Source organism: Streptomyces sp. 3211.6 (assembly GCF_003634815.1).
Classification (GTDB): Bacteria; Actinomycetota; Actinomycetes; order Streptomycetales; family Streptomycetaceae; genus Streptomyces; species Streptomyces katrae_A.
In genome coordinates this window covers 6,866,126-6,879,380 of record NZ_RBXC01000001.1, presented here as the reverse complement: position 1 = coordinate 6,879,380, position 13,255 = coordinate 6,866,126, and the positions used below count along the sequence as shown (strand labels likewise).

General features: G+C 70.7%; 13 protein-coding genes. 9 read left to right on the top strand and 4 right to left on the bottom strand.

Annotated elements, in window-relative coordinates:
- Positions 1-171: 171 nt before the first annotated feature.
- Positions 172-1,548 carry an IS1380 family transposase gene (locus BX286_RS31595; protein WP_121017074.1) on the bottom strand — a complete coding sequence of 459 codons (1,377 nt, stop codon included), beginning with the start codon at positions 1,546-1,548 and terminating at the stop codon, positions 172-174.
- Between the two features lie 249 nt (positions 1,549-1,797).
- On the opposite strand from BX286_RS31595, the gene BX286_RS31590 reads away from it, so the two are divergent.
- Positions 1,798-3,699, top strand: coding sequence for a beta-propeller fold lactonase family protein (locus BX286_RS31590; RefSeq protein ID WP_261993564.1), 1,902 nt, complete (start codon positions 1,798-1,800; stop codon positions 3,697-3,699).
- A 144-nt stretch (positions 3,700-3,843) separates the two neighbouring features.
- Here BX286_RS31590 and BX286_RS37640 read toward each other — a convergent pair whose 3' ends face one another.
- The 3 genes from BX286_RS37640 to BX286_RS31575 all read right to left on the bottom strand — a co-directional run bounded on the left by BX286_RS37640 (position 3,844) and on the right by BX286_RS31575 (position 6,648).
- Entirely contained in the window at positions 3,844-4,062 is a 219-nt protein-coding gene (locus tag BX286_RS37640; protein WP_121017071.1) for a hypothetical protein, read from the bottom strand.
- 49 nt (positions 4,063-4,111) lie between these two features.
- Positions 4,112-4,381 carry a hypothetical protein gene (locus tag BX286_RS37635; protein ID WP_148710307.1) on the bottom strand — a complete coding sequence of 90 codons (270 nt, stop codon included), beginning with the start codon at positions 4,379-4,381 and terminating at the stop codon, positions 4,112-4,114.
- Positions 4,382-4,797: 416 nt separating this feature from the next.
- Positions 4,798-6,648: a beta-propeller fold lactonase family protein gene (locus BX286_RS31575; protein WP_187344229.1), complete on the bottom strand. Its 1,851-nt coding sequence runs from the start codon at positions 6,646-6,648 to the stop codon at positions 4,798-4,800.
- A 688-nt stretch (positions 6,649-7,336) separates the two neighbouring features.
- Here BX286_RS31575 and BX286_RS31570 point away from each other — a divergent pair.
- From BX286_RS31570 to BX286_RS31530, 8 genes are all read left to right on the top strand, one after another.
- Positions 7,337-8,155, top strand: a complete 819-nt coding sequence (locus tag BX286_RS31570; RefSeq protein WP_121017067.1) for a hypothetical protein — start codon at positions 7,337-7,339, stop codon at positions 8,153-8,155.
- Positions 8,156-8,384: 229 nt separating this feature from the next.
- Positions 8,385-9,536 carry a hypothetical protein gene (locus BX286_RS31560; protein ID WP_222842063.1) on the top strand — a complete coding sequence of 384 codons (1,152 nt, stop codon included), beginning with the start codon at positions 8,385-8,387 and terminating at the stop codon, positions 9,534-9,536.
- 75 nt (positions 9,537-9,611) lie between these two features.
- Positions 9,612-10,004, top strand: coding sequence for a hypothetical protein (locus BX286_RS31555; RefSeq protein ID WP_121017064.1), 393 nt, complete (start codon positions 9,612-9,614; stop codon positions 10,002-10,004).
- 3 nt (positions 10,005-10,007) lie between these two features.
- Entirely contained in the window at positions 10,008-10,283 is a 276-nt protein-coding gene (locus BX286_RS31550) for a hypothetical protein (RefSeq protein ID WP_121017062.1), read from the top strand.
- On the top strand, positions 10,280-10,786 hold the full coding sequence (locus tag BX286_RS31545; protein ID WP_187344228.1) for a hypothetical protein: 507 nt from the start codon (positions 10,280-10,282) through the stop codon (positions 10,784-10,786). The genes BX286_RS31550 and BX286_RS31545 overlap by 4 nt, the downstream gene beginning before the upstream one ends.
- A gap of 35 nt (positions 10,787-10,821) precedes the next feature.
- Entirely contained in the window at positions 10,822-11,169 is a 348-nt protein-coding gene (locus BX286_RS31540; RefSeq protein ID WP_121017061.1) for a hypothetical protein, read from the top strand.
- Positions 11,166-12,902: a hypothetical protein gene (locus BX286_RS31535; RefSeq protein WP_121017059.1), complete on the top strand. Its 1,737-nt coding sequence runs from the start codon at positions 11,166-11,168 to the stop codon at positions 12,900-12,902. The genes BX286_RS31540 and BX286_RS31535 overlap by 4 nt, the downstream gene beginning before the upstream one ends.
- Positions 12,902-13,246: a hypothetical protein gene (locus BX286_RS31530; RefSeq protein ID WP_121017058.1), complete on the top strand. Its 345-nt coding sequence runs from the start codon at positions 12,902-12,904 to the stop codon at positions 13,244-13,246. The genes BX286_RS31535 and BX286_RS31530 overlap by 1 nt, the downstream gene beginning before the upstream one ends.
- The last annotated feature ends 9 nt before the right edge of the window (positions 13,247-13,255 follow it).

Here is a 13,255-nt window from a genome sequence, read left to right as displayed (position 1 = left end):
GGCTCACTAGCCTCGATCTTTCGTGACGGTCCGTCGACTTCTTTGGCGGGCCGTTTCGGTCGTTCGGGCTGGTGGTGGTCAGGCTGATGGCCCGGCTGTCGCGTCGGGTGGGCGCCGGGTTCCACGGCTTCGGTCGGGATGGTGCTGCTCGCAGGGACGGGAACATGCTGGTCAGCCAGGGTTCGGGAGAGCTTCGAGTCGTGCCAGGGCGTCGGTGATCACGTCGGTCCAGGGCCAGTGGCGTGCGAACCTCAGGTGCCGGCGGCGGGCGGTGGTGACGAGGTGGGCGGCGGCGGAGAAGAGGCGGAGCCTCAGACGGCGGGGCTCCCACCTGCGGGTTTCGCCGGTCAGGGCGAGCATGGGCATCCATGCGAGGAGGTCGAGGGCGATCTGGACGATCTCCAGCCAGATCTGGTTCTGCGCGGTGTCGTGCAGGGGCAGGTTGCGCAGGCCGGTGGCGCGGGCGGCACGGATGCGGTCCTCGGCCCTGGCTCGCTGGCGGTGCCGCAGTTCGAGTGCGGCGATCGGAACGTCCACTGTGTTGGTGGCGAAGCCGGTGAGCCGCAGTCCGTCGGCGTCGGTGATCCGCAACTGGGCACCGGGGTGCGGCCGTTCCTTGCGGACGATCAGCCGCATTCCCTTCGGCCAGCCCTTGAGGCAGTCGCCGGTGATCTCGGCGATCCAGGCGCCGTCACGGATGTCGCCGCCGGGCTCGACCGCCGCCGTCCAGGCCGGGGCGGGGACCTTGAGTACGGCCTGGTGAATCTGCTCGGTGATGGTCATGCCGACCGAGTACGACAGCCACCTTCCACGCTGGGTGAGCCAGGCGACGAACTCGTGGGTGCCGCCGCCGGAGTCGGTGCGGATCAGCGTCTGACGCCCCCGCCGGAGCCGTTTCGGCAGCTGGGCCAGCGCCAGTGTGGTGGCCTCGATATGGTCGGCGGCCGTGTTGGAGCCCGCGTTGCCAGGCCGCAGCAGGCCCACGACCGGCTCGCCGGACCCGCTCCGGCCGTGGTCGACGAACCCCATCAGCGGATGGTGCCCGAACGTCTTCTTCCAGGTCGCGGCGGCGTCCTGCTTCTCGGAGTGCGCCAGGACGAGGACCCCGTCGATGTCCACGATCACCTGCCCGCCCGCGTCCGGCGCTGCATCACCGGCCAACTTCCAAACGTGCTCGCGCACTTCGGTGCGGGCCACACGGAGCGCGGTCAGGGCCCGCTTCCCGCCCCGGGCCAGTGTGTCGATGAGCCGGGAGACCGTCGGGTCGGAGGCCACCGGCCCGAACACCGCCGGCTCCGCCCGCAGCATGCTCACATCGGCCAGGCAGTCCCCGCTCAGCGCGACCGCGAGGGCGACGTCCAGCAGGACCTTCCCCGGGTCGTGGACAGCCCGCTGCTTGCGCCACGGGGCGAGCGCCGCCGATATCGCCTGATCAAGGCCAGTCTTGAGAACCGTCTCGACCAGCAGCACCGCGCCAGCCTGCGAAACCACTCCGCGGCCGCCGCCCTCGACGCGGACACGCGGGTAGGACCCGATACGCTTCTTCACCTGGAAAGTGCCTCCGACGGTGGCGGGAACAAGGACCTCAGCAATCCTCATTCTCGCTGGTCAGAGGCACTTTCTGCTTTCGCGATCACCAGCCGGACAGCCCGCTTCATGAAAGCGCGAGGTTTTAACTACCCGGCCTTGGGCGAAGCCCAGTGCCGCCTTCCACCCGGGTGGCGGGCACAAGCGGGGGCGGCCATCCTGAAGGAGCGGCAGTCGGGACGCAGGGCAGGATCGATGTGGGAGGTTGCCGTGGGCATTCTCGATCACCTGGGCCCGCGCGACCCGGGCCGAAGCGCCGGATCGACAGCCGGGCCGGCGGCGTCCTCGGTCGGGTCGGCCATCAGCACGGTTGCCGTCGGCACCGACCCCACCGCTGTGACGGTGGCCCGGGACGGCCGCCGCACCTACGTCGCCAACTCCGGCTCGGACACGGTGTCCGTGATCGCGATCAGCGTCGGCCACGCGGTCGGTACGCCGATTCCCGTCGGCAGCAATCCGCGTGGCGTGGCGGTGACCCCCGACGGCCTGCGGGCCTACGTCGCCAACGTTGATGCGGGCACCGTGTCGGTGATCGACACGGCAACCGGCCAGGTGACCGGCGCCCCCATTCCCGTCGGCACCAACCCCGCCGGAGTGGCGGTGACCCCAGAGGGCCGCCGCGTCTACGTCGCCAACGCGGGCTCGGGCACGGTCTCGGTGATCGACACCGGCACGGGCCAGGTGGTCGGCAGCCCGATTGCGGTCGGCACCAACCCGCGCGCAGTGGCGGTGACCCCCGACGGCCTGCGGGCCTACATCACCAACGGGGGCTCCGCCTCCGTGTCGGTGATCGACACCGGCACCGGTCAGGTGGTCGGCAGCCCGATCCCGCTCGGCACCAACCCGCGCGCAGTGGCGGTGACCCCCGACGGCCTGCGGGCCTACATCACCGATCCCGAAGCGGACTCCGTGTCGGTGATCGACACGGCAACCGGCCAGGTGACCGGCGCCGCCATCCCCGTCGGCACCAACCCCGCCGGAGTGGCGGTGACCCCGGACGGCCGCCGCGTCTACGTCGCCAACGCGGGCTCGGGCACGGTCTCGGTGATCGACACCGCGACCAACCAGGTGACCGGCACCCCCGTCCCCGTCGGCGTCATCCCCGTCGCGGTGGCGGTGACCCGCGACGGCCGCCGCGCCTACGTCGCCAACGCGGGCTCGGGCACGGTCTCGGTGATCGACACCGCGACCAACCAGGTGACCGGCACCCCCGTCCCCGTCGGCGCTGCCCCCGCCGGGGTGGCGGTCGCCCCCGACGGCGGCCGCGCCTACGTCACCAGCGGCGGTGCGAACGTGGTCTCGGTGATCGACGAGATCGACCTCAACGAGCTGACCGCCACCGTCCCCGTCGGCCAGGGCCCCCAAGGGGTGGCGGTGACCCCCGACAGTCGCCGCGTCTACGTCACCAACCTCAACTCGAACTCCGTGTCGGTGATCGACACCCGCACCGACCACGTGACCGCCACCATCACCGGGGTCACCTCCCCCGTCGGAGTGGTGGTGGCCCCGGATGGCCGCCACGCCTACGTGACCAATAATCTCCCGGGCGCCGTATCAGTGATCGACACCAGGACCAACCAGGTGACCGCCACCATCCCCGTCGGCCAGAGTCCCAACGGGCTGGCACTGACCCCCGACGGCCACCACGCCTATGTCGCCAACCGCGGAGCGGACACCATCTCGGTGATCGACACCGGCACCAACCGGGTGACCGCCACCATCCCCGTCGGCACCTTCCCCGGCACGGTGGCGGTGACCCCGGACGGCCGCCGCGCCTATGTCCCCAACGATGGCTCGGGCACGGTGTCGGTGATCGACACCAGGACCGACCAGGTGGCCGTCACCATCCTCATTGCCCCTCTCGCCGAGGGCAGCGGCGGCAGTATTGCCACCGACGTGGCGGTGGCGCCGGACGGCCGCCGCGCCTACGTGACCGAATTCGCCTTGGGCACAGTCTCGGTGATCGACACCACCACCAAGGAAGTCATCGCAACCGTCCCCGTCGGCAATCTCCCGCACGCGGTGGCGGTGACTCCGGACAGCCGCCACGCCTACGTCACCATCCGCGGAGCGGACACCATCTCGGTGATCGACACCAGCGTGTTCCAGTGATTGCACCAGGACTTCGTTCAAGCGGCTTGCGGCGACTGCGGGGTGTCCTCGGTGGCGGCACGCGGACAGGGATCGGGCGCGCGATATGGCGGGTGGACTCCGGCAGAGGAGCCTCACCGGCCACCGTGCCGGTCCGGGCCTTCCTCAGGCCGGGTAGGGGATCGAGCCCAGCGGCGGGCAGGGGATGAGCATGGTGCCGGCTCCCGGGCGTTCGACGAAGGCTCGGGCCTCGGCGGCCTGGCGGCGCCGGGATTCCAGTTCGTCGGCGTGCCAGGCATCGCGCACGGCACGGGGGTGGTCCCACGAGTCGTCTATGAGACCGAGGCTGGTGTTGCTGGCGCAGCGCTGGAACTCCGCTTTCACGGCGGCGTTTTGGAGCGCGCTCTGGGTCGCGGCGAGATCGATGCGGTGATCAGTATGCCGCGGGTGTTCGGTTCGCGGGTCGGCATGGGGGCTGTGGGAGCAGCGACACCCCGGTGTCGAGGCGGCCGATGTTGTCGACGCACGCGTTCTGGGCGTCCCTCGACATGAGCTGCATTTCCTGGTGCAGCCAGAAGAGCTCGTCGAGGTCGGCCGGGGTGACGCGCATCCGCTGGTACAGGGCTCGGAAGCGGGGATCGTGGTGCAGCGGACGGAGGGGGGCGATGTGGAGCGCCACGCAGTCGTTGAAGCCGGCTGCCACCGCGGCGTCGAGGTGGAGGACGGCCCGGTCCGCCTGCCAGGGCCATGCCGGCGAGGCTCGCGTGGCCCGCGGCGACGAGCCATGTGCCGTCGGGGCCGAGCGCCCTGGCGCGCGCGATGACGTCGTGGAAGCCTGCGGCGACGTCGACGCCCGGTGGGGTGCCGAGGAATTGACGCGCGAGCGAGGAGAGGACGTCCTGCCCCGGCACCGCCGCGGCGGCAGCATGGGTCAGGTGCGTCACCAGCAGTTCGTGAGCACGGGCGACCAGCGAGTCGACGGTGTCGGCCATGGTGGTGGTGAAGAGCGAAACGTGAAGAGCAGGGGGGCTTTTGAGCCTGTGGTGTCCCTGAGGAGATGACGGGCGGACGGGGTGGGCGGTTCCAGCTCGTCCGCGCCGATGCCGGTCCGGAGGCCAGTCACAGCGTCGTGTCGATGACCGACACACTGCCCAGCGCGACGTGGGTGACGTAGGCGCGACGGCCGTCCGCCGCGACCGCGATATCGCTGGGCAGGATGGCGGTGGGGATGGGCGAACCGATGACCTGTGCGGTGGCGGCGTCGATCACCGAGACGGAGTTGCCGCCGGCGTTGGCCACGAAGACGCGACGGCTGTCGGGTGAGACGGCCACGCCGAACGGGCGCTCGCCGACGATGATCGGCGCGCCGACCACGTCCTCGAGGTCGGTGTCGATCACCGAGACCCGGCCGGCGCCCACGTGGGTGACGTAGACGTGACGGCCGTCGGGTGAAATCGCCACTCCACTGCTGGCCGCACCCAGGGCGATGGTGTGGATGAGGTGACTGGAGCCGACGGCGAACACGGACACGGAGTCGCCGTTGGTGACATAGGCCCGGCGGCCGTCCGGAGTGACTGCGACCCTGTGGGGGTCGGACGGAACAGCGACGGACGCGGCACGGGCGTTGACCATGTCGATCACCGTGACGGTCCCGTCGCCGTGGTTGGCGGTGAAGACGTGGCCGCCGTCGGGCGTGATCGCAACCCCTAGGGGATCGAGTCCCACGTCCAGAATGTCAATCACATGACCGGTTTCGCTCTCGATGACGGAAACCGTGGACCCAGCCGCGTCCGCCGTGTAGACGGTCCGGCCGTCCGCGGCCACAGCCAGGGCGGACGGCCCCGGGCCGACGGGGATGGTGCGCTCCACCTGGTGCGTCGCGGTGTCGTCGACGACGGAGAGGGTCCCGTCGGCACCGTTGGCCACGTACACGTGGCCGTCGGGGGCCGCGGCCACCGCGACCGGGGCGGCTCCGACCGGGATCGGGTCCGCGACGTGGAGTGTCTCGGCGTCGATCACCGACACCGTGTTCCCGGCAGCGTTGGTGACGTAGACGCGGCGGCCGTCCGGGGTGGCCGCCAGCCCTGCCGGATTGAGGCCGACCGGCACGGGGGCGCCGGCCTGCTGTCCGGTGGCCGTGTCGATGACCGACACGTCGGCCGATCCGGCGTTGGCGACGAAGAGACGGTCCGTGGTGACCGCCAGCCCTGCCGGATTGACGCCCACCGGGAGCGACGCGCCGACCACGGCGAGCGCGCCGGTGTCGATCACCGAGACCGAATCCGCGTCGGGGAGGGTGACGTAGAGGCGCCGCCCGTCCGGGGACACGGCCACCCCCCTTGGGGCACTGCTCATCGTGACGGTGGCGGTCACCCGGAGGGTCCCGGCGTCGATCACCGTCACCGAGTCCGCAGCCGCGCTGGCCACGTAGACGCGCCGCCCGTCCCCGCTCGCTGCCAGCCCCACCGGGCCGCCTCCGACCGGTACGGTGCCCGTCACGACGCCGGTGGCGGTGTCGATCACCGACACGAAGTCCGCACTGCCGTTGGCGATGTAGACGCGCCCGCCGTCCGGGGCGACCGCCACCCCCCGCGGCCCGCTACCGACGGTGACAGTGTTCGTCAGCTGTCCCGATGCGCTGTCGATGACGGAAACTGTGTCCTCCCCGCCGTTGGTGACGTAGACCCTGCTGGCGTCCCGGGAAACCGCCACCCCCCGCGGCCCGCTACCGACGGTGATGGTGCCGCTGAGCCGCCCGGCGGTTGTGATCGCGATGACCGATACGGTGTCGGATCCCGCGTTGGCGACGTAGGCGCGGCGTCCGTCGGGCGTTAGGGCCACCTCTAAGGGGGCTCGGCCGACAGTGATCGTGTCGAGGAGCGGGCCGCCCGCAGCCTCCGGTCCGGCGTCCGCCGGGGCCGCGCCGTCTGCCAGCAGACCCATGTCGCGCAAGGGGTCGGGGACGGGCATGGCGGTCTCCTGATCCGTCGTGCTCAGCATCCTGTGGCCCGACCGCCACCCTCCAGACGGGAGACGTGTCAAACACCGGGTCGGGCTCAACGAATACCAGGCAGGCTCGTTAAGCCGGTGATGTGCCTACACTTCAGGATCCCCGCCGACGGAGGCGCCCGCAATCCACCCACCGACACGGGTATCTGGCCGGCCGGCTCGGCACCGGCCCGGCCCCGGAGCGGCCGAGGACCTCCCCTCCCGGGGCGGGACGCCTCCGGCGAGCGCCCGAGCCGCCGCCCCCAGTGTCAGGCGCCGCTGCCGCTCATACAGTTGCGGCGGCAACCGGGCGGACACCTCACACCCAGCACTGCCCGTCTCATCCGTCATACCCTCACCGTAGGGCCCATACAGCCCAGAAGATCAAGGAGTTATTCTCCAGTAGGCCCCTGCTGCGGTATGCGATAAGCGCGAAGCAGGGGCATGGACCCCAGACCGGCGGACACACCGGGAAAAGCGGTCTTGACGGCGGCACCGTTCACATGAATGACAATCTTTCCATATTTTGCATTGGGGCAATTTCCATCTTCCGACTCGCCACACCGGTTTGCATACGGATAACCCACAACCGGTCCCGGATCTGCTCCAATGGGGCCCGCGCCTGAGTATCCGTGCGGCACACCAGGGAACGGCGGGACATATCGCGATCATGGGTACGTTCTCCGACACCGTATTGCTCGCACTGAGCGATCCCGGCCGCCTCAAGGACGCCTTGGCCCCGGCGGACGACAGCAGTGGGATTCTCACCCTGATCAACGCGACCCATGAGCTCGCATTCGCCCGCATCGACCGGGTCGCGGACATCCGGGTCGGCGACATCGTGCTGCAGCAGCCATTCTTCCCGGTCCGGCGCGTCAGCGGCGACCTCAGCCGGACCGTGCCGAACTACGTTCGGGACGATCTGCGGCTGACCGTGACGCACGAGCCGATCTGGGCCGATCTGCTCGCCCGCGTCCACGTCGACCTGGTCGCCGAAGTCGATCCGGGCGGCGTGGAGTCGGTGGTGACGCGGATGGTCGACGGCATCTCCACGCTGGACGACTTTCGCGCGCAGGTCCCCTTTCTCGATCTCGACGAATTCATGCACCGGCACCAGCTGGCGACGGTCGAGGACCTCCGGGACGCCGGCGAGTACCTGGTCGCCGAAATCCGGCTGCGCGCACCGCCGCAGTTCGACCCGACGGATCCGGCCAATGCGTACGGAATCGAGATCTCCGTCGCCGTTCTGGCGGTGGACTCCCTCGACCTCACGGCGGGGCTGCGAGCCGCCAAGCGGCTTCGGGCCTCGGCCTCCGGTCTGCTGACCCCTAGCCAGCCCTCCGTCCTCGGCGAGGCGAAGGCGCCGTACGCCGTGGCCGTCGTGTTCCCGGCCGCATCGTCCTCACCCGATCCGCAGGCCGCAGCTGCGGCCGCGACGAGGCTCTTCGCCCGCGAGGACGTCCTGAGCCTGTTCCTGAGCATCCCCTAGACCCGAGCGGAGGAGGCCACCATGCCCGTGCCCGTCGATGTGCCCGAGCCCCAGGACGGCGCCCAGCCGCCACCGGCGCCCCCGGCCGGGGAGGCGAACCGGGGGACCGCCGCCGACGAGCCGGCCGCGACGGCACCGCCGGTTCTCTCCCCGAGCGAATTGACCTCCCTGCAAAGGAAGTTGCAGGCGAAGTACCACTGAGGAAGGCCCGACAGAACGGAGACGGCGGATGACCGTCAGATACATCAGAGTCAACCCCACGGTCGACCTGTTCGCGCCCGTCACACGGACATTCGGCAACATCGCCGTGATCGGCAAGGTCACCGGTCCGAGCTCTCCCCCTGCCGACATCGCGCAGGTGGGGGTACCGCTCATGTTCACCGACCCCGCCGAGGCGCGCCGCCAGGCTCCCGGAGAGTTGGGCGCCTCGATCGGGCTCGCGTTCCGGCAGTCCCCGGGGCCCTCCCTGGTGTGGGGGGTCCGTGTCGACGACGCCGCGCCCGACTACGGCACCGCCCTCGACGCCGTGGCCGCCCTCGACGTCCAGCTGGTGGTGCTCGCCAACCTCCCCCTCGACTCGACGTCAGGCGCCGTCAACGGCAGCCAGGGGGCGATCTCACTCCTGGTCCAGCACGTGGACGAGGTCTCCCAGACCGGCGGCGACGGCAAAGAGCGGATGGGCGTCGCCATGCTGACCAAGGGATCGGCCGATCCGTCGATCGTCAGCGGGACGCTGGCCAGTGACCGGATGGTCTACATCGCGCACCAGAGCGACGAGGACGCCGCCGCCGCGGTGGCAGGCACGATCGCCGGGCACGCGCCGCACGTCTCGATGCTGCTGAAGCAGGTCCAGATCACCAGCCCGCCGTTCACCCCGACCCAGATCCAGACCCTGAACGGCACGGAGGTCGAGACCGGTCCGCTGCCCTCGGGCCCGGCCGGACTCGGCGTCAACTGGCTCACCACGCCGTCGCTGATCCCGGGCCAGGGGGTCTACCTCGGCGAGGGGTACACCGGCGGCAGCGCCCCCGGCAAGAAGAAGTTCATCGACATCGTACGGACCGTCGACGACGTCTCCTTCCGGCTGAAGGCGCAGCTCATCAAGACGATCGGCAACCTGCGGATCAGCCGGTCCGGGCTGCGGGCCCTGGTGGGGCAGATGGAGTCGGTCCTGGATCCGCTGCAGCGGGCCGAGGTGCTCGACTCCTACAAGATCGACATTCCGCTGCTGCGCCTGCTGGACAAGAATCCGGCGACCCTGACGCCCTCGGAGGGCTCACAGATCAACAACGCCCACGCGCAGCGGGTGGTCGAGGCCCTGGTCACGGTCGAGTACGCCGCGGCCGTGCACCGGCTCAACATCGCGCTGAAGTTCCAGTAGTCCCCAGAGCCCCCAGAGTTCGATGAGTCCCCAGACTTCGAAGAGTTCGCAGAGCCGCAGAGGAGGAGAACGCGCATGGCCGACTGGAACACCCGGCTGGAGGTCAAGCTCGGCGACGCCACCATCACGCCGATCTCGACGTTCACACCGACGTTCAACGTGCCCCACACGGTGATCCACAGCATTGAGGCGGACAACGTCGGATACGTCCGGCAGCCGTTCACCTTTACCTTCACCATGGCGGTGCCCGCGGTGGCGTCGGCGGTCGCTGACCTCACCGAACTGGCCACCAACGGCGCGGAGTTCTCGATCGCGGTCGCGGAGAAGAAGGGCACCGACTGGGCCTTCAATTCGCTGAAGTTCGCCCGCTGCGTCGTCACCTCGGCCAGTCCCAGCAACGTCGTCATCGACGGTGTCCCCCAGGCGAGCTTCAACTGCCTGGCGCTCACCGTCGGACTGGAGGCCTGAGCCGTGGCCGAGGACGACTCGACCGTGGCGCTGCCGTCGTACGACGGAGGCGGGCGGGTGGAGCGCACCGGGATCGCGCTGGTGCACGAGGGCGAGTACGTCGTCCCGGCGGTGGGCGGCGAGGCGATCCTGTCGCCCCACGGCGACAGCGGGACGGTGATCAACTTTCACTTCCCGGTGGAGGTGCAGGTGGTCGGCGCGCTGAGCGACAGCCATGTCCAGCAGGTCGCGACGCACGTGTTCAGCGAGTTCGAACGTGAGCTGACGAGCCGCCTGTGAGCGGGGCGAACATCCCGGTGCTGGTCGGCGCGGTGCCGCTGCTGTACGTGCAGTCGATGACGATCAACGAGGGCTACCGGATCGAGCGGATCGCCGGCGGCCGGTTCTCCCAGGCCACCCAGCCGACGACGAAGACCATCGCCATCGAGGCGATGCTGATCGGGCCGGAGCGCCTGCTGCTGAAGAAGGCGCTGGAGGTCATGGCGCTGACGTCGCGGCTGCTCGTCTCGACCGCGGCGCCGCTGCTGGCCGTCGCCGGCATTCCGGTGGTGTCGGGGTTCACGATCAGCCTCGACATGCAGATCACCGACCTGCGGTTCACCCAGAACGTGCAGAAGCGCGAGGCCCTCGACGTCAGCATCACCCTGCAGCAGGTGCCGAGGTCCGCCGTCACGGCGGCGATCGGCGAGGCCGCCGACCTCGCGCTGGCCGTCGCGACGGCGGCGCTCCCGAGCGGCCCGCCGCCGAATCCGATTCCCCGTACGCCGCGAGGCCCGATGTAGCCGGAGGGATTGTGGCAACACCGAGCTATCTCCGTTTGCCGATCGAGCCCACCGAGGGCTTCCCCCAGGCGTTCCGGCTCCAGCTGGGCGCCAGGATCTACCAGTTCCACCTGTACGTGAACGCGGCCGAGGACGTCCTGCGCGCCGCGCCCGCCGATCCGGTCCTGGACCTGCCCGCGGCCGGGGCCTTCCTGGTGCTGCGGGTTGCCCGGGAGGAGCCCTCGGGGCTGGTCGCGCTGCTGCGTCGCAAGCTGGTCCCGGGGGTCGAGTACCGGGCCGGCGAGCTCTCCCTGACCTTCCCCACCATGCGGGTGGCACGGCAGAACCTCAACGGGGTCGGCGAGTTCGGCTCTGTGGTGGTGGGCGGGGTGGCGCTGCGATGAGCCTGGTCATCTGGTACAAGGTCGAGATCGCCGAACTGGGGCCGGGCGGCGGCGGTCCGCTCGCCGCGGTCGCGTCGCTGGTCGGCGCCGCCCTTCCGGTCACCGTCTCGAACGACCTGCTGAGCGGTTCGCTCGTGCTGGACGCCGACATCACCGTCACCATGACCGAGGGCGCCGCCGCGGACACCTTCGAGCTCACCCTGGTGAACCTGCCCGATCCGACGGTGGAGCTCATCCGGGCCAAGGTGGCGACCACACCGCTCAAGGTCCTCATCCACCTCGGGTACTTCGACGAGCCCGCCACCACCACCGGCCTCGATCCGGTGCTGCAGGGGCGGCTCACCTCGATCGCCAGCAGCGTGGACCAGGACGGGTCGTCCCGCACCGTGCTCACCGGCCAGGAGGAGGGCGGGTACCTGCTGCGGAACACGCCCACCGCCGAGAGCGCACTCGCGCCGACCGACGTCACCGAGTTCGCCCGAACCGTCGCCGCGCAGGCCGGCGTTCAGCTGGCCACCGGCTCCGCCTTGACCGGGACGCTGGAGAACTTCACCGCGGGGAACGGGTCGGCCCTGGACACCTTGCGCGACCTGGCCCGCCGGGCGGACGTGCCGCTCGTCGTCCGGGACAAGATGGTCTATCTCGGGCCGGCCGTCGGGAACCCGGCCGACCGCGCGCCCGTCGGCTTCGACCCGGAGCGCAACCTGGTCTCCCTCGACCAGAGCCGCGCCGAGGACACCGTGGCCCGGTCCGCGCAGAGCGCCCAGGCCTCGGGGCCCGACCCCGGACCGGCACCGGCCACCACCCAGGCGGTACCGATGCGTGCGGCGCTCGGTCTGACCGCCCTGGGGCACCCCGGGCTGCGGGTGGGCCAGGTCGCCTCGATCACCGGGGTCAAGGGTGTCCCCGACCAGACCATGCGGATCAGCGCCGTCCTCCACCGGTTCGGCTCCCGCTCCGGCTACACCGTGGACGTCAAGCTGGTGGTCGCCGAGGCGGGTAAGCGGGCCCAGGTCGGCGGCGGGGTGCAGGGCGTGGTCGACCGCTGGCGGGACGTCGTGGACCGCCAGCAGCAGGAGCGGCCGGCCATCGACGTGGGAGAGGTCACCGCCTACGCGCCCGGCGCCGAGGGCAAGCACCTGGCCTCGATGCACTACGGGCAGAGCCCGTCCGGCGCGGTGGTCGCGCCCAGCGTCGCGTCCCCGGTCGACACCGCGGTGGACCTGCACAACAAGCCGATCGCCTCCCCGTTCGCGTTCCACAACTGCGGCCTGATCACACCGGTGTACCCGAAGATGCGCGCCGTCCTGGCGCACAACCGCGGCCTGGTGAACGACGCCGTGGTGACCGGATTCCTCTGGCCGGAGAACCCGGCCCAGGCACACCCCGGCAACCGGGCCGGCGACTACTGGCTCGCCCTGCCCACCCAGCTCGGCCCGGACGGGCTCCCGGTCGGCAAGGGCGCCAACGACCTCACCGACGCCACCGGCCACCGGGTGGTGCAGGTCGCCGGGATCCACCTGCTCGTCGGCGCCGACAAGCTGCCGAACGTCGGCACCCGGCCGACTCCCCCCACCGACAGCACGATCACGATCGAGCACCAGAGCGGCACCAAGATCGCCGTGGACAAGGACGGCAACGTGACCATCACCACCGCCGCGACCAAGAAGCTGACCCTCGGCAACGGCCAGGTCAGCCTCACGCTCGACGGCCCCTCGGTGAAGGTGACCTGATGCCCAGCGCACTCACCACCGCGTCGGTACTCCAGTGCATCCACGGCGGCCGACTCACCGTGCCGGCCGCCGGCACCTCGCTCACCGTCGACGGACAGCCCGTCCTGGTCCAGAGCGACCTCGCCGCCGCCACGATCGCCGGCTGCACCAACACCAACGCGTCCGCCGGCCAGACCCCGTGCCTCAAGGTGACCTCCGTCATCGCCGGGCTCAGCACCGACCTCGCCGTCCGGGGCCAGCCCGTGCTGCTGGACACCGCCCGGGGACTCACCAACGCGACGCCGCCCGCGCCCGTCATGTGGCAGGTCGCCTCGGCCGGCCAGACCAAGCTGACGGCCCGGTAGCCGGCCAAC